Source organism: Kerstersia gyiorum (assembly GCF_004216755.1).
GTDB lineage: Bacteria > Pseudomonadota > Gammaproteobacteria > Burkholderiales > Burkholderiaceae_B > Kerstersia > Kerstersia gyiorum.
The window spans coordinates 1005146-1023671 of the sequence record NZ_SGWZ01000001.1 but is presented as its reverse complement, the minus strand read 5'-3'; the positions used below and the strand labels follow the sequence as shown (position 1 = coordinate 1023671).

At 61.0% G+C, this 18526-nt stretch carries 18 protein-coding genes; 2 read left to right on the top strand and 16 right to left on the bottom strand.

Features of this window, described 5'->3' with window-relative positions; genetic code table 11:
• Window positions 1–10 precede the first annotated feature (10 nt).
• Window positions 11–775, bottom strand: a complete 765-nt coding sequence (locus EV679_RS04525; RefSeq protein ID WP_130486591.1) for an SDR family NAD(P)-dependent oxidoreductase — start codon at window positions 773–775, stop codon at window positions 11–13.
• Window positions 776–1041: 266 nt separating this feature from the next.
• Between EV679_RS04525 and EV679_RS04520 the strand changes: the two genes are divergently transcribed.
• Window positions 1042–1572, top strand: a complete 531-nt coding sequence (locus tag EV679_RS04520; protein WP_130486590.1) for an RcnB family protein — start codon at window positions 1042–1044, stop codon at window positions 1570–1572.
• Between the two features lie 100 nt (window positions 1573–1672).
• On the top strand, window positions 1673–2284 hold the full coding sequence (locus tag EV679_RS04515; protein WP_130486589.1) for an RcnB family protein: 612 nt from the start codon (window positions 1673–1675) through the stop codon (window positions 2282–2284).
• Window positions 2285–2365: 81 nt separating this feature from the next.
• Here EV679_RS04515 and nuoN read toward each other — a convergent pair whose 3' ends face one another.
• The 15 genes from nuoN to EV679_RS04440 form a co-directional block, all read right to left on the bottom strand.
• The gene (gene nuoN, locus EV679_RS04510) at window positions 2366–3853 is read right to left on the bottom strand and encodes an NADH-quinone oxidoreductase subunit NuoN (RefSeq protein ID WP_068366881.1); all 1488 of its coding nucleotides are present in this window, start codon (window positions 3851–3853) and stop codon (window positions 2366–2368) included.
• A 9-nt stretch (window positions 3854–3862) separates the two neighbouring features.
• Window positions 3863–5362, bottom strand: coding sequence for an NADH-quinone oxidoreductase subunit M (locus EV679_RS04505; protein WP_068366883.1), 1500 nt, complete (start codon window positions 5360–5362; stop codon window positions 3863–3865).
• The gene (gene nuoL / locus EV679_RS04500; protein ID WP_165389949.1) at window positions 5359–7377 is read right to left on the bottom strand and encodes an NADH-quinone oxidoreductase subunit L; all 2019 of its coding nucleotides are present in this window, start codon (window positions 7375–7377) and stop codon (window positions 5359–5361) included. The genes EV679_RS04505 and nuoL overlap by 4 nt, the downstream gene beginning before the upstream one ends.
• Window positions 7378–7391: 14 nt before the next feature.
• The gene (gene nuoK, locus EV679_RS04495) at window positions 7392–7700 is read right to left on the bottom strand and encodes an NADH-quinone oxidoreductase subunit NuoK (RefSeq protein ID WP_068366885.1); all 309 of its coding nucleotides are present in this window, start codon (window positions 7698–7700) and stop codon (window positions 7392–7394) included.
• Window positions 7697–8341 carry an NADH-quinone oxidoreductase subunit J gene (locus EV679_RS04490; RefSeq protein WP_068366887.1) on the bottom strand — a complete coding sequence of 215 codons (645 nt, stop codon included), beginning with the start codon at window positions 8339–8341 and terminating at the stop codon, window positions 7697–7699. Before EV679_RS04490 ends, nuoK begins: the two co-directional genes overlap by 4 nt.
• Window positions 8342–8359: 18 nt before the next feature.
• Window positions 8360–8848, bottom strand: coding sequence for an NADH-quinone oxidoreductase subunit NuoI (gene nuoI / locus EV679_RS04485; protein WP_068366889.1), 489 nt, complete (start codon window positions 8846–8848; stop codon window positions 8360–8362).
• Window positions 8849–8870: 22 nt separating this feature from the next.
• Window positions 8871–9944, bottom strand: a complete 1074-nt coding sequence (gene nuoH, locus EV679_RS04480; protein ID WP_068366891.1) for an NADH-quinone oxidoreductase subunit NuoH — start codon at window positions 9942–9944, stop codon at window positions 8871–8873.
• 1 nt (window position 9945) lies between these two features.
• Window positions 9946–12279, bottom strand: coding sequence for an NADH-quinone oxidoreductase subunit NuoG (gene nuoG / locus EV679_RS04475; protein WP_127775081.1), 2334 nt, complete (start codon window positions 12277–12279; stop codon window positions 9946–9948).
• 15 nt (window positions 12280–12294) lie between these two features.
• Window positions 12295–13659: an NADH-quinone oxidoreductase subunit NuoF gene (nuoF, locus tag EV679_RS04470; RefSeq protein ID WP_130486767.1), complete on the bottom strand. Its 1365-nt coding sequence runs from the start codon at window positions 13657–13659 to the stop codon at window positions 12295–12297.
• Window positions 13660–13679: 20 nt separating this feature from the next.
• Complete coding sequence (gene nuoE, locus EV679_RS04465) at window positions 13680–14189, bottom strand: NADH-quinone oxidoreductase subunit NuoE (RefSeq protein WP_130486588.1); 510 nt, start codon at window positions 14187–14189, stop codon at window positions 13680–13682.
• A 40-nt stretch (window positions 14190–14229) separates the two neighbouring features.
• Window positions 14230–15486: an NADH-quinone oxidoreductase subunit D gene (locus EV679_RS04460; protein ID WP_130486587.1), complete on the bottom strand. Its 1257-nt coding sequence runs from the start codon at window positions 15484–15486 to the stop codon at window positions 14230–14232.
• Between the two features lie 2 nt (window positions 15487–15488).
• Window positions 15489–16103, bottom strand: coding sequence for an NADH-quinone oxidoreductase subunit C (locus EV679_RS04455; protein WP_068366899.1), 615 nt, complete (start codon window positions 16101–16103; stop codon window positions 15489–15491).
• A gap of 41 nt (window positions 16104–16144) precedes the next feature.
• Window positions 16145–16621: a NuoB/complex I 20 kDa subunit family protein gene (locus EV679_RS04450; RefSeq protein WP_068366901.1), complete on the bottom strand. Its 477-nt coding sequence runs from the start codon at window positions 16619–16621 to the stop codon at window positions 16145–16147.
• 30 nt (window positions 16622–16651) lie between these two features.
• The gene (locus EV679_RS04445; RefSeq protein WP_068366904.1) at window positions 16652–17011 is read right to left on the bottom strand and encodes an NADH-quinone oxidoreductase subunit A; all 360 of its coding nucleotides are present in this window, start codon (window positions 17009–17011) and stop codon (window positions 16652–16654) included.
• A 325-nt stretch (window positions 17012–17336) separates the two neighbouring features.
• Entirely contained in the window at window positions 17337–18413 is a 1077-nt protein-coding gene (locus EV679_RS04440; protein ID WP_130486586.1) for a porin, read from the bottom strand.
• Between the last annotated feature and the right edge of the window lie 113 nt (window positions 18414–18526).

Sequence of the window (18526 nt, the reverse complement as noted above, 5' to 3'; positions counted from 1 at the left end):
CGGTACGCGATTACCTGGCGGTATAGCCGCCGTCGATCACCAACTCGCTGCCGGTCACGAACTTGGCCTCGTCGGAAGCCAGGTACACCACGCCCCAGGCGATATCGTCCGGGTCGCCGACATAGCCCAACGGATGGCGTGCATCCAGTTCGGCACGGAAGGCCGCCGGTCCCGCCGGCGAATTGTTGGCCAGATCCTCGACCAGCGGCGTCCAGATGAAGCCCGGATGCACCGAGTTCACGCGGATGTGGTCACGGGCATACAGCAAGGCGTCGTTCTTGCTCATCAGGCGCACCGCGCCTTTGGAGGCGTGATAGGGCGGCAGGTCTGCTGCGCCGACCAGGCCATAGATGGAAGACAGATTGATGATGCTGCCGCCACCCTGCTCCTGCATGGTCGGCACCGCATGCTTGGTGCAGAAAAATACACCCTTGACGTTGACGTCCATGACGCGGTCCCATTCCGCTTCCGTGATTTCATGCGTGGGCTTGTTCACGCCGGAAATACCGGCATTGTTCACCAGAATGTCGATGCGGCCAAAATACTCGGCCACTTCGATGAAGGATTCGGCAACCGAGGCCTCATCCGTGGTGTCTACACGCCAGAACTTGGCCAGCCCGCCCAGCTTGCTGATGGTGTCCACGACTTCGGCGCCGTCCTGCACATCCGTCACGGCGACCTTGGCGCCTTCCTGTGCGAGGCGCAGCGCGATGGCACGCCCGATACCGACTGCAGCGCCGGTGACGATGGCGACCTTACCTTCCAGACGTTTCATTGCTTTCTCCTGTTCAGCAAGCGGCAACGGCAAACACCGCTGCGCCCAAGCATTGTCAGCCTCCCCGCTGTCGCCTGTAAATGGTCGCAAATGCCGCCGCTTGCGGTAAATCAAATTGCGAACATTTATCAATATTGCCGGTAAGAAGACGCAATTTATTACACGTACCCCGAACTTCTCCATGAAATCTCCACGGCCCATGCAAAGCGCAGGCACACACTGGTATCCACGGATTCCTCCGCTGCCTACCTGAAAGGAGCTCCATCATGGCGAGCCGCAATAAAACTACCTCTGTCATTATTTCGACCCTGCTGGGCATCTCCGCGGTAGCCTTCAACCTGACTGCCAGCGCCCAACCTTCGCAAGAGGGCCTCCGGGATAACGCCCAGCAAGAACGACGCGACAATCCTCAATCCTCTCCGAACCGCCCGTCCACCCAGAACCAGCCGCAGACGCACAATCAGCGCCCGTCATCCTCACCCGGCAATAACAACCAGGCCAGGCCCCAGCAAAGCCATGAGACGGGCCGGAAAGCAGCACCATCCAGAAACCACACCACACCAGCCGCTCAGCAGCATCCCAGCCAGGCCAGGCATGGCGCCGGCCCGGATGACCGCTATCACAAGGGCGACACCCTGCCCCAACCGTACCAGGGCCGCAGGTACTACGTCAGCCAGCCTGAACGTTACAACCTGCCAGCGCCGGGCCACGGCCAACGCTGGGTCAAAGTGGGTGCGGATTATGTGCTGATCACCATCGCTACCGGCCTGATTATCGACCTCGTACTGAATCACTGAGGCCCGCCCTTGCGCCCCGCCAGGCAAGCAATCCGGGCGCCTGGCTGCGACACGCCTGGGCACACAGCCATTTACCGATTGCAGAAACAAGGGAGGCTTCATGGCACACCCATACTTTCGTTCCGTGGCGATTTTCGTCCTTTCGAGCTGCGCGACGGCCGGTGTCAGCACCAGTCTGCAGGCGCAGCCCTACAACGAACAGCATTCCCGCGTGCAGCGCGACGAGCCGCGCCGCGACGCCAGGCGAACAATCCATGGTCCAACGACAGATAACCACCACGCAGACCAGCAGAACCAGCACGAACACTCACATGGCCACGGTAACCGTGCCGGGCAGAAAGGTCTGCAAGACCCGTTCCGGGACAACAGTTCGCGCAACCATATCGAACACGCCCGCGACACCGGTCGCGCTCATCCTGGCTCCCATCGCGTCACCAGCCATCGGCCGCAGCAAGGCCCTGCCTGGCGGGATGGCCCGCCAATCCACGCAGGCCGCGCACCCTGGCACTTGCCAGACCCATCCCCGCGCTTTCAGCGGGGAGGCCTGCTGCCGGCCCCTTACGCCGGCCCTGGCTACTATGTTGCCCATCCCCGCCATCATGGCCTGCGTCCTCCGCCCCATGGCCAGCGCTGGGTAAGAATAGGCGCGGATTACCTGCTGATCACCATCGCTACCGGCCTGATCATCGACCTGGTGATTCACCCACGTTAATCGCCTCTCGTTGCCCGACACAAAAACAGAGACAAAAAAAACGCCGGCCTAGGGCCGGCGTTTTTTACTGGAATCAGGCGATCAGAATGCCAGCGAAGCGCGGATCACGTCCACCGAAAGCTGGATGATGCCGTTTTCCTGGATGCCCAGCAGCAGGAGCAGTGCAGCGTTGATCGCCATCACCGCGCGCGGCAGACAGCCGGCCTTGATCGTCGGCGCATTTTCTTCCGGTTCGTCGAAGTACACCACCTTGACCACACGGATGTAGTAGAACGCGCCGATCAGCGAGAACAGCACCGCAAGGATGGCCAGCCACAGGTGGCCAGCCTGCACCACCGCTTGCAGCACGGCCAGCTTGGCATAGAAGCCAACCAGCGGCGGGATGCCAGCCAGCGAGAACATCAACAGCAGCAGGACCAGCGCATACAACGGGCTGCGCTTGTTCAGGCCCTTCAGATCGCTGATGCTGTCGCATTCGAAGCCTTCGCGCGACATCAGCATGACCACACCGAAACCGCCCAGCGTCGTCAGCACATAGACCAGCATGTAGAACAAGGCAGCACCGTAGGCCGAACCTGCCGCGCCTGGGTTGCCGTCCACCACGCCCGAAAGCAGGCCCAGGATGACGAAACCCATGTGGGAAATGCTCGAATACGCCAGCATGCGCTTGAAGCTGGTCTGCATGATCGCGGTCAGGTTACCGATGGCCAGCGACAACACGGCCATGATCATGAGCATACTCTGCCAGTCGGCAGCCAGCGCATGCAGGCCTTCCACCAGCAGGCGCAGCGTGATGGCAAAGGCGGCCAGCTTGGGTGCAGCACCCAGCAGCAGGGTCGAGGCCGTGGGCGAACCCTGATAAACGTCGGGCACCCACATATGGAAGGGCACCACGCCCAGCTTGAAAGCCAGGCCAGCCACCACGAACACCACGCCGAACACCAGGGCCATGTGCTGGAAGTCGCCCGCACGCAGCACTGCGGCGATTTCTCCGAGGTCGAGCTTGCCGGTCGCGCCGTACACCATGGACATGCCGTAGAGCAGGAAACCGGAAGCCAGCGCGCCAAGCACGAAGTACTTCATCGCCGCCTCGGTGGCCACCACGTGGTCGCGGCGCAGTGCGATGAGCGCGTACAACGCCAGGGACATCAATTCGAGGCCCAGGTACATGGACATCAGGTTGCCGGCCGAAATCATGACCATCTGGCCCAGCAGCGCAAACAGCGACAACACGTAGATCTCGCCGCCGCGGGTCATCATGTCGCGGGCCTGCGCATAGGCACGGCCGTAGATCAGGCTGACCGCCACGGCGATGTAGGACGCGACCTTCAGCAAGTGCGCCAGCGGGTCCAGCACGAACATGCCGGAGAAGGTGGAGCCGCGCACGCCATCAGACCACTGCACCAGCGAGACAACCGTCAGCACCAGCAGCAGCACAAGGCTAAGGGTGTGCGTCATGCGGCGCAGGGGATCATTGCGGACGGCGTCCAGCAGCAGGATCGCCATGCCGCCTATCAGCAGGATGATCTCCGGCAGCGCAAGGGTAAAGTTGAACGAAGATTGCATGATGGTCCAGCCTTACAGTTTCGAGATGGCAACGTGCTGCAGCAGCGCATCGACCGAGACGTGGATGAGATCGACAAAGGGCTTCGGATAGATACCCATGAACAGCACCGCGATGGCCAGGATGCTCAGCATCAGGAATTCGCGGCTGCACAGGTCCTTCAGCTTGCGCACGTTGTCATTGGCGATATCGCCCAGCACCACGCGCTTGGTCATCCAGAGCGAATAGGCTGCGCCCAGGATCAAGGCCGTAGCCGTCAGCAGGCCGATCCAGAAGTTGTATTCGACAGCGCCCATGATCACCATGAACTCACCGACGAAACCGCTGGTGGCCGGCAGGCCGCTATTGGCCATCGAGAACAGGATGAAGAAGGTGGCGAACTTGGGCATGGTGTTGACCACACCACCGTAAGCCGAAATCTCGCGGCTGTGCACGCGGTCATACAACACACCGATACAGAGGAACATCGCGCCTGCCACGAAACCGTGCGAGATCATCTGGACGATGGCGCCTTCCATGCCGGCGGTATTGAAGATGAAGAAGCCCAGCGTCACGAAACCCATGTGGGCAACGGACGAATAAGCCACCAGTTTCTTCATGTCCGCCTGGATGATTGCCACCAGACCGATATAGATCACTGCAATCAGCGACAGCGTGATCATCAGCCAGGACAGCTCATGCGCAGCATCCGGCGCGATGGGCAGCGAGAAGCGCAGGAAACCATAGGCGCCCAGCTTCAGCATGATCGCGGCCAGCACCACGGAACCACCGGTAGGCGCTTCCACGTGGGCATCCGGCAGCCAGGTGTGCACCGGCCACATCGGCACCTTGACCGCGAATGCAGCCAGCAGCGCCAGGAAGATCAGGATCTGCGGCGTCATGCCCAGCGGCTGTTGCTGCCAGGTGGCGATATCGAAGGTTCCCGTGACACTCCACAGGTAGATAAAGGCCACCAGCGTAAGCAGCGAGCCCATCAGGGTGTAGAGGAAGAACTTGAACGCTGCGTACACACGGTTCGGGCCGCCCCAGACACCGACGATGATGTACATCGGAATCAGCGTGGCTTCGAAGAAGATGTAGAACAGCAGGCCGTCCAGCGCCGCGAAGACACCAATCATCAAGCCGGAGAGGATCAGGAACGCCGCCATGTACTGAGCGACGCGCTTGGTGATGACTTCCCAGCCCGCCACCACCACGATGATGGTGATGAAGGCAGTCAACAGCACGAACCACACCGAGATGCCGTCAACACCCAGGTGGTAATCCACGCCGAGCGCCTCGATCCAGCTCGATTTCTCGACGAACTGCATGTTGGCGGTGGTGGCATCAAAACGCGTGTACAGCGGAATGGTGACCAGGAAGCTGACGATGGCGCCAATCAGCGACAGCCAGCGGGTGCGGCCAGGCGCGGAATCGCGTCCGAGCGCCAGGACCAGCACGCCGAAAACGATGGGCGTGAAGATGGCCCATGTCAGCCAGGGGAATGTTGTAGATACCATGTCGCTAGCCATCATTTGTAAATCAGCACATAGAAGGTCACCAGAACCATCACACCGATGATCATGGCAAACGCATAGTGATAGATGTAGCCGGTCTGTACCTTGCGGCTGACGGCGGCGATCCAGCCCACCATGCGGGCGCTGCCGTTGACCAGGCCGTCGATCAGGCCGCGGTCACCGTAGCGCCACAGGCCGCGACCCAGCGCACGAGCGCCACGGGCGATGACCTGCTCGTTGAACCAGTCGACGTAGTACTTGTTCTCCAGGATACGCAGCAGCCAACCCATGCGGGCGTGGATGGCGGCAGGCACCTTGGGATTGATCAGGTAGCAGTACCAGGCAATGACGGCGCCAGCGACCACCAGCCAGAACGGCAAGGTCTGGAACGCATGCAGGCCGTAGGCCACCCAGCCGTGCCAGGTCGAAGCAATGTCAGCCATGGCCGGGTGTTGCGGCAGCACCGTGATGACACCGTCGAAGAACGAGCCGAACAGCATGGGATCAACTACCAGTGCGCCGATGATGATCGACGGAATGGCCAGCAGGATCAGCGGCAGCGTAACCACCCAGGGCGACTCATGCGGCTTGCCGCCATGATGGCCGTGATCGTCATGTCCATGGTCGTCGTGGCCATGGCCGTGCGCGTCATGGCCGTGCTCAGGGAAGCGCTCCTTGCCGTGGAAAACCAGGAAGTAGACGCGGAACGAGTACAGCGAAGTGACGAACACGCCGATCAGCACCGCCCAGTAGGCGAAGTCCGCGCCCCAGACGTTGGCGGCATGCGCGGCCTCGATCAGGTTTTCCTTGGAGTAGAAACCCGAGAAGAACGGCGTGCCGACCAGCGCCAGCGTACCGATCAGGAAGGTGATCCAGGTGATGGGCATGTACTTGCGCAGGCCGCCCATGTTGCGGATGTCCTGATCATGGTGCATGCCGATGATGACGGAACCAGCACCCAGGAACAGCAGGGCCTTGAAGAAGGCGTGCGTCAGCAGGTGCAGCACGGCCACCGAGTAGGCCGAAGCCCCCAGCGCCACCGTCATGTAGCCCAGCTGCGACAGCGTGGAATAGGCCACGACGCGCTTGATATCGTTCTGGATGATGCCCAGGATGCCGAGGAACAGCGCACCGATGCCGCCCACCACGATCATCAGCGACAGCGCCGTATCCGACAGTTCAAACAGCGGCGAGAAACGCGACACCATGAAGATACCGGCGGTCACCATGGTGGCCGCGTGAATCAGCGCGGAAATCGGGGTCGGGCCTTCCATCGAGTCAGGCAGCCAGGCGTGCAGCGGCACCTGCGCCGATTTACCCATGGCGCCGATGAACAGACAGATACATGCCACCGTCAGCAGTTGCCAGTCAGTGCCCGGCAGTTGCAGCGCGTCCAGCTTGTCGGCCTGGGCGAAGACTTCGCCGTAGTGCATGGTGCCGGTGTAGGCAAACAGCAGGCCGATGCCCAGCACGAAGCCGAAGTCGCCGACACGGTTGATCAGGAAGGCCTTCATGTTGGCGAAGATCGCCGTCGGACGCGTGTACCAGAAGCCGATCAGCAGGTAGGACACCAGGCCCACCGCTTCCCAGCCGAAGAACAGCTGAACCATGTTGTTGGACATGACCAGCATCAGCATCGAGAAGGTGAACAGCGAAATGTACGAGAAGAAACGCTGGTAACCGGGATCGTCGGCCATGTAGCCGATGGTGTAGATGTGCACCATCAGCGACACCGAGGTCACGACGACCATCATCATGGCCGACAACGAGTCGATCAGGAAGCCGATTTCCAGTTTGGTCGTACCGATCAGCGTCCAGGTATAGACCGTGCCGTCGAAGGTATGGCCATTGAGTACGTCACGCAGCACGAACACCGAGCCGATGGCCGAGATCGCCACGCCCAGAATCGTGATGCAATGCGCTGCCCGGCGCCCGACCGGACGGCCCAGGAAGCCAGTGCCGAACAGGCCGGACAGGATGGCGCCGACCAGCGGAGCCAGCGCAATGAGCAGATAAAAATTGGTTTCAGACATGATTCCGGGCCCCATCAGCCTTTCAGGCGATCAAGATCGTCGACGTTGATCGTGTTCAGGTTACGGAACAGCAACACCAGGATCGCCAGACCAATCGCGGCTTCGGCAGCCGCCACCGTGAGGATGAAGAACACGAAGACCTGCCCCGCCGCATCGCCCATCCAGGAAGAGAAGGCGACGAAGTTCATGTTCACGGCAAGCAGCATCAGCTCCATGGACATCAGCAGAATGATGAGATTGCGCCGGTTCAGGAACATCCCGAAAACGCCGATGGCGAAGAGGATGGCCCCCAGCACCAGATAGTGCGCCAGAGTGAGTGTCATTGTTTTTCTCCTTCGCCAGCTGCCTCGGCTGCCGGTGCCTCAGGCGCCACATCGCGCTGAGGCTTGACGTTGACGATACGGAAGCGGTCCTTGGCCTTGACCTTCACGGCACCGGACGGATCGTTGTAGCGCACGTCGGTACGGCGGCGCAGCGTCAGCGCGATGGCGCTGATCATGCCGACCAGCAGCAGCACGGCGCCGACTTCCACGCCAAAGACATACTTCGTATACATCAGTTCACCCAGCACGCGGGTGTTGTTGTAATCGCCCGGCTGCACCGGCAGTTCGCCGACGCCGCCCCAGGTTGCCCACAGCACGAATGCCATTTCCAGCACCATGACCAGGCCGACGATGCCGCCGATGAACATGTAGTTGCGCGCACCGGCGCGCAGCATGTCGAGCTTGATGTCCAGCATCATCACGACGAACAGGAACAGCACCATGACGGCGCCCACGTACACCACAACCAGCAGCAGCCCGAGGAACTCGGCGCCGATCAGCACCCACAGCATGGCGGCGTTGAAGAACGCCAGGATCAGGTGCAGCACCGCAGTGACCGGGCTGCTCGCGGTAATCACGCGCACAGCCGCGATGACCAGGATGGCCGCAACGACGTAAAAGAGAATGGTAGAGAAGATCATGAGCCAGCTACCCCGTTATCAACGATAGGGCGCGTCGGCCGCGCGCCGTTTGGCGATTTCATTTTCGTAGCGGTCGCCCACGGCCAGCAGCATGTCCTTGGTGAAGTACAGGTCGCCACGCTTTTCACCATGGTATTCATGGATATGCGTTTCGACGATGGAATCCACCGGGCAGCTCTCTTCGCAGAAGCCACAGAAAATACACTTGGTTAGGTCGATGTCGTAACGCGTGGTACGGCGCGTGCCGTCGTCGCGTTCGCCCGATTCGATCGTGATCGCCATGGCCGGACAGACCGCTTCGCACAGCTTGCAGGCGATGCAGCGCTCTTCCCCATTGGGGTAGCGGCGCAAAGCGTGCAGGCCACGGAAACGCGGCGAAGCCGGCGTTTTCTCAAACGGGTAGCGCAACGTGATCTTGCGCCGGAAAAAGTACCTGCCGGTCAGGCGCATGCCCTTGAGCAGTTCCGACAGCATCAGGCTGCCGAAGAAATCCTTGATCGCTTCCATATCTTGCCTCTGCTCGTCCGCTTCAGTTCCAGATATTCCAGGGCGTCTGCATCCAGATCGCCACCACCACCAGCCACACACCGGTCAGCGGGATGAAGATCTTCCAGCCCAGGCGCATGATGTGGTCATAGCGGTAACGCGGGAACGACGCACGGAACCAGATGAAAAGGGACACTACGACAAACGTCTTCAAAGCCAGCCAGAGCCAGCCTGGCACCCAGGTAAACGGCGCGAAGTCCAGCGGTGCGGACCAGCCGCCCAGGAACATGATCGACGCCATCGCCGACAGGAAGATCATGTTGGCGTATTCGCCCAGGAAGAACAGCGCGAAGGCCATGCCCGAGTACTCGACCATGTGGCCGGCCACGATCTCCGATTCGCCTTCCACCACGTCAAACGGGTGGCGGTTGGTTTCAGCCACCATACAGATGATGTAGATGACGAACAGCGGCAGCAGCGGCAGCCAGTTCCACGACAGGAACGTCAGGCCCATGCCGGCGAAGGTGCCGCGCAATTGCACGTTCACGATCTCGGACACGTTCATGCTGCCGGACACCAGCACCACGACCAGCAAGACGAAGCTGATGGCCAGTTCATAGGACAGCATCTGCGCCGAGGCACGCATTGCCGCCAGCAGCGCGTACTTGGAGTTGGATGCCCAGCCGGCCACGATCACGCCGTAAACGCCCAGCGAAGTGATCGCCATGACATACAGCAGGCCGGCGTTCACATTGGCCAGCACGGTTTCAGGGCCAAAGGGAATCACCGCCCAGGCCGCCAGCGCCGGCATCAGCACCACGACAGGCGCCACGATGAACAGCACCTTGTTGGCCTGGCTGGGAACCACGACTTCCTTGGTCAGCAGCTTGAACACGTCGGCGAACGGCTGCAGCAGCCCGCGCGGACCGACACGGTTCGGTCCGCGGCGCACGTGCATGAAGCCGATCATCTTGCGTTCCCAATAGGTCAGGAACGCCACGCAAATAATGATGGGCAGCGCGATCACGACAATCTTGATCACCGTCCACACCACCAGCCAGGCGGTCGGGCCCAGCAGAGCCTCACCGTGGCTATTGATCACATCGAGCCAGCTCATGTCAGACACGCTCCACCGAAATTGCACCGAAGGCGCTGCCCAGCGCCGCCGTCTGTTCGAAACCGGCAGCGACGCGCACGGCGCCATCAGCCACCTTGTCATCACGCGCAGCCGTCAGCTCCGCTTCGCCATGGGCTGAACGCACACGGACCTTGGCGCCCTCTTCCAGGCCCAGGCGTTCCAGCGTAGCAGCGTTCATGCGAGCCTTGGGCGCGCGTGAAGCGGCCGCTTCCTGCAACGATTCTGCACGACGCACAATGGCGTCGGTACGGAAGATAGGCAGCTCGGCCAGGCGTTCCAACGTGCCTTCAGCGCGAACAGCCGGCAGGCCGGGTTCAGCCTTGACGCGATTCGACAAGCGAGCCGGGATGTCGCCAGCCAGGGCCGTGTCGCGCACGGACTCGGAAGTTTCGTCGTCGAAACCAGCCAGCTTGAGCACGTTGCCCAGCACACGCAGCACCTTCCAGGCCGGACGGGCCTGGCCCAGGGGCGCAGTCGTGCCCTTGAAGCTTTGCGCCAGGCCGGCCGCGTTGACGTAGGTACCGGAGGTTTCGGTGAACGGCGCCACCGGCAGCATGATGTCGGCCCAGCTTTCGGCAGCGCTGCGATAGGACGTCAGCGCCACGGTGAACTGCGAGCCGCGCAGTGCTGCCAGCGCCTGAGGCGCATTGTCGGCATCCAGCTGCGGTTCGGCGTGCAGCACCACATAGGCGCGCATCGGCTCGGCCAGCATGGCGGCGGCGTTCTTGCCGCCGACGCCGGGCACGGCGCCCGCCAGGTAGCCGCCTACCGTGTTGCCACCGGCCGTCAGATGGCCCAGCGTTGCACCGCTGTTGTCGGCAATCCATTGCGCATTGGCAGCCAGCAGCGTGGCATCGGGCGAATTCACCGCCAGATTGCCCAACAGCACGGCGCCCTGTTGCGAACCTGCCAGCAGTGCGGCGATGGCCTGGGCTGCTGCGCCCGCCTGCACACCGGCAAAGGCGGCAGGCACGGCGGTTTCCTTGGCCGCAGCCAGCGCCACGGCGATTTCGGCCAGCGCGCGCGGCAGCTCGGACGGCGCCACGGTGATGCGCGCGGCCACCGGCAGCAGAGGATCATCGGCAGCGCTGTCCACCAGGATGACCTTGGTGCCACGCTTGGCGGCCTGACGCAGGCGCTGCGCGAACAGCGGATGGTCCTTGCGCAGGAAAGAACCTACCACCAGGACAACATCGCGGTTATCCAGATCGGTGATGGGCATGCCCAGCCAGGGCGTGCCCTCCAGGGCAGCATCCAGCCCAGCGTCGGTCTGGCGCAGGCGGAAGTCGATATTCTCGGAACCCAGCGCACGGCCCAGGCGGGCCAGCAGCGCGTATTCCTCGACCGTGGCGTTTTCGGACGCCAGCAGGCCGATGTCGTTGCCGCCATGGCTTTCGCGCACGCGGCCCAAGCCTTCCGCCACGGCTTCCAGGGCTTCCGCCCAGGAAATCTCGCGCCAGCGGCCATCACAGCTCTTGAGCATCGGCACCGTCAGGCGGTCTTCGACGTTCAGGCCTTCGTAGGAGAAGCGGTCACGGTCGCTGATCCAGCATTCGTTGACGGCATCGTTCTCGAACGGAACGACACGCAGGACCTTGTTGTCCTTGACCTGAACCACCAGGTTCGCACCCACGCTGTCGTGCGGGCTGACGGCGCGGCGGCGGGCCAGTTCCCAGGTACGGGCCTGGTAGCGGAACGGCTTGGAAGTCAGCGCGCCGACAGGACAGAGGTCGATCATGTTGCCGGAGAGTTCGGACTCGATCGAACGGCCCACAAACGTGGTGATCTCGGAGTGCTCGCCGCGCTTGATCATGCCCAGCTCCATCACGCCGGCAATTTCCTGGCCGAAGCGCACGCAGCGGGTGCAATGGATGCAGCGGCTCATTTCTTCAGCCGACACCAGCGGACCGAGGTCCTTGTGGAACACCACACGCTTTTCTTCGTTGTAGCGCGAAGATGAGCCACCGTAGCCTACCGCCAGATCCTGCAGCTGGCATTCTCCACCCTGGTCACAGATCGGGCAATCCAGCGGGTGATTGATCAGCAGAAACTCCATCACGCTCTTCTGAGCCGCGACAGCACGCTCCGAACTGGTATGCACCACCATGCCGTTGGTGGCAGGCGTCGCGCAGGCCGGTAAAGCCTTGGGCGCCTTTTCCACTTCGACCAGACACATACGGCAGTTGGCCGCGATGGACAGTTTCTTGTGATAGCAGAAATGCGGAACGTACACGCCCAGCTTGTGGGCAGCGTGCATCACCATGCTGCCTTCCGGCACCTCGACGACCCGGCCGTCTATGGTCAATTCAACCATTTTGAATCCTCTGTCTCACAGATACGGGGCAACGACGCCCCGCTTGTGCTCGATGTAGTGCATGAACTCGTGCCGGTAGTGCTTCAGGAAAGCACGTACCGGCATGGCTGCGGCGTCACCCAGGGCGCAGATGGTGCGGCCCATAATGTTTCCTGCCACGCTATCGAGCAGTTCCAGATCCTCGGGACGGCCCTCGCCGTTATAGATACGCTTGACGATCCGGTACAGCCAGCCCGTGCCTTCGCGGCAGGGCGTGCACTGGCCGCAACTTTCTTCATGGTAGAAGTACGACAGACGCAGCAGCGACTTCACCATGCAGCGGCGCTCGTCCATGACGATGACAGCGCCCGAGCCCAGCATGGAGCCGGCCTTGGAAATGCTGTCATAGTCCATGGTGCATTCCATCATGATGTCGGCCGGCAGCACGGGCGCGCTCGAACCGCCAGGGATCACCGCCTTCAGCTTGCGGCCACCGCTGACGCCACCCGCCAGTTCCAGCAACTTGCTGAACGGGGTGCCCATCGGGATTTCATAGCAGCCCGGGCGCTCGATATCGCCAGAGATCGAATAAATCTTGGTGCCACCGTTGTTGGGCTTGCCGACTTCCAGATAGGCTTGACCACCATTGCGGATGATCCAGGGCACCGCCGCGAAAGTCTCGGTGTTGTTGATGGTCGTCGGCTTGCCGTACAGCCCGAAGCTGGCCGGGAAAGGCGGCTTGAAGCGCGGCTGGCCTTTCTTGCCTTCCAGCGATTCAAGCAGCGCAGTTTCCTCGCCGCAAATGTAGGCGCCGTAGCCGTGGAAAGCATTCAACTGGAAGTTGAAGCCGGAACCCAGGATGTTGTCGCCCAGGAAGCCCGCCTTGCGGGCCTCTTCCAGTGCCGCCTCGAAGCGTTCGTACACTTCGAAGATCTCACCGTGGATGTAGTTGTAGCCGGCGCTGATGCCCATTGCATAAGCGGCAATGGCCATGCCCTCGATCACCACGTGCGGGTTGAAGCGCAGGATGTCGCGGTCCTTGAACGTCCCCGGCTCGCCCTCGTCCGAATTGCAGACCAGGTACTTCTGGCCCGGAAAAGTGCGCGGCATGAAGCTCCACTTCAGGCCGGTGGGGAAACCTGCGCCGCCACGGCCACGCAGGCCCGAGGCCTTGACTTCGGCAATCACGTCTTCCGGCTTCATGCCGGAGGTCAGCACCTTGCGCAGGGCTTCGTAGCCGCCGCGCTTGACGTAATCTTCCAGGTGCCAGTTGCTACCGTCGATGCCCGCCAGGATCTGCGGTTCGATGTGACGGCCATGGAAACACATGGACTGGCTCAGGTCGCCCAGCGGATCAGGCTCCAGGCCTTGGGAAAATCGGCTGAGGTCCAGCGCCGCCAACGGTTGTTCGAGCATCGTCGTCATGCCGATTCTCCTTGCAGTTTCGCTGCTTCCGCCTTGAGGCTGTCCAGCATGGCATCCAGGCGTTCTTCGGACATGCGCACGCACATGTGCCGGTTGTTGACCAGCATCACGGGGGCATCGCCACAGGCGCCCATGCACTCACCTTCGACAACGGTGAACATGCCGTCCGGCGTCGTTTCGCCCAGGCTCACACCTAGCTTGCGCTGCACGACTTCGGCGGCCTGCTCGCCGCCGCGCAGAGCACAGGGCAGGTTGGTGCACACCGTCACCTTGATGCGCCCGACCGGGCGCACGTCGAACATGTTGTAGAAAGTCGCGACTTCCTGGACGGCGATAGGAGGCACGCCGATATATTCCGCGACGTCCTCGATGACCTCGGCCGACACCCAGCCCTTCTCGACTTGCGCAATGCCCAGGGCCGCCATGATGGCAGACTGCCTCTGGTCGACAGGGTACTTGGCCAGTTCCCTGTCGATCTTCTGATATGCCTGTTCGGAAAGCAGCATAATTTTGAATCCGTGTATGTAAAGGGAGAAAACCGGCCGCTCAGCGGTCGATTTCCCCGAACACGATGTCCTGCGTACCGATGATGGTTACGGCATCGGCCAGCATGTGGCCGCGCGACATCTCGTCCAGCGCCTGCAAGTGCGTATATCCGGGCGCGCGGATTTTCAGGCGGTAAGGCTTGTTGGCCCCGTCTGAAACCACATGCACGCCGAATTCGCCCTTGGGGTGTTCCACTGCCGCATAGACTTCGCCAGGCGGTACGTGGAAGCCTTCCGAGAAGAGCTTGAAATGGTGAATCAGCTCTTCCATGCTGCTCTTCATGCCGGTGCGCTTGGGCGGTGCAACCTTGTGGTTGTCCACCATGACGGGACCGGGATTGTTGCGCAGCCACTCGACGCACTGCTTGATGATGCGGTTGCTCTGGCGCATTTCATTCACACGCACCAGGTAACGGTCATAGCAGTCGCCGTTGACCCCCACGGGAATATCGAAATCCAGCAGGCCGTAGACTTCATAGGGCTGGAACTTGCGCAGGTCCCACACCACGCCGGAGCCGCGCAACATCGGGCCGGTGAAGCCCAGGGCCTTGGCACGCTCGGGATCAACCACGCCGATGCCCACCAGGCGCTGCTTCCAGATACGGTTATCAGTCAGCAGCGCTTCGTACTCGTCCACACAGGCGGGGAAACGATTGGTGAAAGCTTCGATGAAATCCAGCAGCGAACCCTCGCGCGTTTCGTTCAGCGCGCGCAGTTCCTTTTCGGTACGGTACTTGCTGGTGCCTTCGTTCAGCGGCATGCTGTCCGGCAGGTCTCGGTACACGCCACCAGGGCGGTAATAAGCCGCGTGCATACGGGCGCCCGAGACAGCTTCGTAGCAGTCCATCAGGTCTTCGCGCTCGCGGAAGGCATACAGCATGACGGCCATGGCGCCCACGTCCAGCGCGTGCGTCCCGACCGACATCAGGTGATTCAGGATGCGCGTGATTTCATCGAACATCACACGGATGTACTGGGCGCGCAGCGGCGGCTCAATACCCAGCATGCGTTCGATCGCCATGCAGTAGGCGTGCTCGTTGCACATCATGGAGACGTAATCCAGGCGATCCATGTAGGGCAGCGCCTGGAGATAGGTCTTGTATTCGGCCAGCTTTTCAGTGCCGCGGTGCAGCAGGCCGATGTGCGGATCGGCGCGCTGGATGACTTCGCCATCCAGTTCCAGCACCAGGCGCAGCACGCCGTGCGCGGCCGGGTGCTGAGGGCCGAAGTTCAGGGTGTAGTTCTTGATTTCGGACATGCTTACCGCCCTATTCCGTATGCATCTTCACGAACGATGCGCGGCGTGATTTCACGCGTCTCGATGGTGACAGGCTGATAGACCACGCGCTTTTCGGCTTCGTCGTAACGCATTTCGACGTGGCCGGACAGCGGGAAATCCTTGCGGAACGGGTGACCAATGAAGCCGTAGTCGGTCAGGATGCGGCGCAGGTCGTTGTGGCCTTCGAAAACGATGCCGAACATATCGAACGCTTCGCGCTCGGGCCAGCCCACGGCAGGCCACACGTCGGTCAGCGAGTCGATCACGGGAAATTCGTCAGACTCGAGCCAGGCACGCACGCGCAAACGCCAGTTGTGCGTGACCGACAACAGATGGATCACCACCGCGAAGCGTGCCGGGAAGGACTCGCCGGAGGGCTCGCCCACCTTGCCCACGCCGTAGGTCAGGTAATCGACACCGGTGAGGTCGATGCAAGTCTCGAAACGCAACGACGCTTCGTCGCGCAGCCGGGCACAGCCAGCCGTCCATTGCGTTGCAGGAAGCTCCAGCGTCAGCTCGCCCAGCGCTTCGGTCAGCGCGGCGTCTTCGCCAAATGCCTGGAGCAGGTTATGTTTCAGGGTTTCCAGCCTGGTCATGTCATTCAATCCTGGATGTCAGTCTTGTGTTGCGCCATGACTCAGCGCGCAATGGTATTGGTGCGGCGGATCTTGCCCTGCATTTGCAGCAGGCCGTAGACCAGCGCTTCCGCGGTGGGCGGACAGCCCGGCACGTAGATATCGACCGGCACAATGCGATCACAGCCCCGCACCACCGAATACGAGTAGTGGTAATAGCCACCGCCGTTGGCACAGGAGCCCATGGAGAGCACCCAGCGCGGCTCCGGCATCTGGTCATAGACCTTGCGCAGCGCCGGCGCCATCTTGTTGCACAGCGTGCCAGCCACGATCATCAGATCGGATTGGCGCGGACTGGGACGGAAGATAATGCCGAATTGGTCGAGATCGTAACGCGCCGCACCGGCGTGCATCATCTCGACCGCACAACAGGCCAGACCGAAAGTCATGGGCCACATGGAGCCCGTCTTGGCCCAGTTCAGGACCTTATCGGCGCTGGTGGTAATAAAACCCTGCTTGAGTATGCCGTCTATCGCCATGATTGCCTCGTCAGGAAAACCGTTCCGGGATTACTCCCAGTCCAGCGCTCCCTTTTTCCATTCGTAGATAAAACCGACGGTGAGCACCGCCAGGAAGACCATGACCGTCCAGAAGCCAACCAGGCCTACCGCGCCCTGGGCCATGGCCCACGGGAACAGGAACGCAATTTCAAGGTCGAAGAGGATGAAAAGAATGGCAACCAGGTAATAGCGGATATCGAAACGCATACGCGCGTCATCGAACGTTTCAAAGCCGCACTCATAGGGTGAAAGCTTTTCCGCATCAGGGCGCCTCGGCCCCAAAAGGGAGCCTGCTCCAATCAGCGCGAAACCGATGCCTGTCGCCACCAGAATGAAGAGCAGTACGGGAAAATATTGTTGCAGATTCATAACCGACCCGCCTATATGCAAACTTTCCTATTGTAGCATTCGAGCGCCTTACAGCGCCCTTTAAACCCCTATCACCGCGCATATCTGGTTAAAGCGAACCATTTTCAATTACACACAATGTTTCTCTGGCGCAGCGCACCATCGCCCCTGCTTTCTTCCCCGGAAACCAGATAACAGAGAAATGAAAAAGACAAAACTATAGAAAAATGACGAAAAAAAAGCCGCCCCGAAGGGCGGCTTTCATTCGCTTGTCACTCACCGACATTACTGCCGGTTGCAACCACCACCAGCGGGTCAGATGACCTGCCGGAGGCGGAAGTCGTGATTAGAAGCGGTGACGCAGACCGATACCGGCTTGAGCGGCCTTTTGGTCCTTGATGTACAGGTAGTCTTGCGTGTAGTTGCCGTAGACGTACAGGTTGGTACGCTTGGACAGGTCGTAGGTGTAGCCGACGGTGAAGGCGTTGGACTTCTTCTCCTTGTCCTTGGCATCCGACAGGCTCCATTGGCCGTAGATGTTGCCGTTGGCGCCCAGAGGAGCACCAACGCCGACCAGGTAGGAGTTCACGCTGTCAGCGTCGAGCAGAGCAGCTTCGCTGCCGTTGTTCAGGGCGAATTGAGCGCCGTGCTTGACGTGTTGGTAGCCCAGCTGCAGAGCCACGACTTCGAAGTCATACGAAGCGCCAACGATCAGGGCCTTGGGGTCCTTGCCCGGATCAGCCTTCTTCAGGTAGATCTGGTCGTAACCGACGGCAACAGCCAGGGGGCCGTTGGCGTACTTGATGGCGGCGTTCAGTTCACGATCGAAATCGGAGTTCTTGGCACCGGAAGCGGAGCTGTTGCCCGGGCTGACGCCGTCGTTGTTGAACGAGTAGCCAACGCCGAATTCAATGCCGCCGAAGCTGGGGCTGCGGTATTGGATTTGGTTGTCGTAGCGCGTGGTATCGCCGGTGGAGAAGAACGTGCCGTTCACCGGAGCGTAGATGCTGCCGAAGTTCACGATGCCGCCAACGTACTTGTTAACGGTGGTGATTTGGCGACCGAAGTCGATTTGACCCCAGGCATCACTGGCCAGACCGATGGTAGCTTGACGACCGAACAGACGGCCACCTTGACCAGACTTGCCGTTGTTGGAGTTGAAGCCGCTTTCCAGCGTGAAGACAGCGCGCAGGCCGTCACCCAGATCTTCCGTGCCACGCAGGCCCCAACGGCTGCCGCTCTGAGCACCGTCACGCAGACCGAATTGGTTGGTGGAGTGGGTGTCACCCGCAGCATCCTTGGTCTTGACGTATTGATAGGACAGGCCGGTGTCAACGATACCGTACAGGGTAACCGAGTTCGCCGCTTGAGCGGAACCAGCAAAGCCAGCAAGCAGAGCGGCGGCAAGCAGAGTCTTTTTCATTTAAGAAATCTCCGAATATTTGAGTGACAAGAGCAGCGTATCCGTTTGTCGGCCTACCGCTCCCCTAACTCCGCTAAGGGAAGTTGTAGCTATTGCATCAAAAATCGCTGCAT

Coding starts and splice junctions, on each gene's coding strand:
- EV679_RS04525 (WP_130486591.1), bottom strand. CDS start 775: ATGAAACGTCTGGAAGGTAAGGTCGCCATCGTCACCGGCGCTGCAGTC.
- EV679_RS04520 (WP_130486590.1), top strand. CDS start 1,042: ATGGCGAGCCGCAATAAAACTACCTCTGTCATTATTTCGACCCTGCTG.
- EV679_RS04515 (WP_130486589.1), top strand. CDS start 1,673: ATGGCACACCCATACTTTCGTTCCGTGGCGATTTTCGTCCTTTCGAGC.
- EV679_RS04505 (WP_068366883.1), bottom strand. CDS start 5,362: ATGATGGCTAGCGACATGGTATCTACAACATTCCCCTGGCTGACATGG.
- nuoL (WP_165389949.1), bottom strand. CDS start 7,377: ATGTCTGAAACCAATTTTTATCTGCTCATTGCGCTGGCTCCGCTGGTC.
- nuoK (WP_068366885.1), bottom strand. CDS start 7,700: ATGACACTCACTCTGGCGCACTATCTGGTGCTGGGGGCCATCCTCTTC.
- EV679_RS04490 (WP_068366887.1), bottom strand. CDS start 8,341: ATGATCTTCTCTACCATTCTCTTTTACGTCGTTGCGGCCATCCTGGTC.
- nuoI (WP_068366889.1), bottom strand. CDS start 8,848: ATGGAAGCGATCAAGGATTTCTTCGGCAGCCTGATGCTGTCGGAACTG.
- nuoH (WP_068366891.1), bottom strand. CDS start 9,944: ATGAGCTGGCTCGATGTGATCAATAGCCACGGTGAGGCTCTGCTGGGC.
- nuoG (WP_127775081.1), bottom strand. CDS start 12,279: ATGGTTGAATTGACCATAGACGGCCGGGTCGTCGAGGTGCCGGAAGGC.
- nuoE (WP_130486588.1), bottom strand. CDS start 14,189: ATGCTGCTTTCCGAACAGGCATATCAGAAGATCGACAGGGAACTGGCC.
- EV679_RS04460 (WP_130486587.1), bottom strand. CDS start 15,486: ATGTCCGAAATCAAGAACTACACCCTGAACTTCGGCCCTCAGCACCCG.
- EV679_RS04455 (WP_068366899.1), bottom strand. CDS start 16,103: ATGACCAGGCTGGAAACCCTGAAACATAACCTGCTCCAGGCATTTGGC.
- EV679_RS04450 (WP_068366901.1), bottom strand. CDS start 16,621: ATGGCGATAGACGGCATACTCAAGCAGGGTTTTATTACCACCAGCGCC.
- EV679_RS04445 (WP_068366904.1), bottom strand. CDS start 17,011: ATGAATCTGCAACAATATTTTCCCGTACTGCTCTTCATTCTGGTGGCG.
- EV679_RS04440 (WP_130486586.1), bottom strand. CDS start 18,413: ATGAAAAAGACTCTGCTTGCCGCCGCTCTGCTTGCTGGCTTTGCTGGT.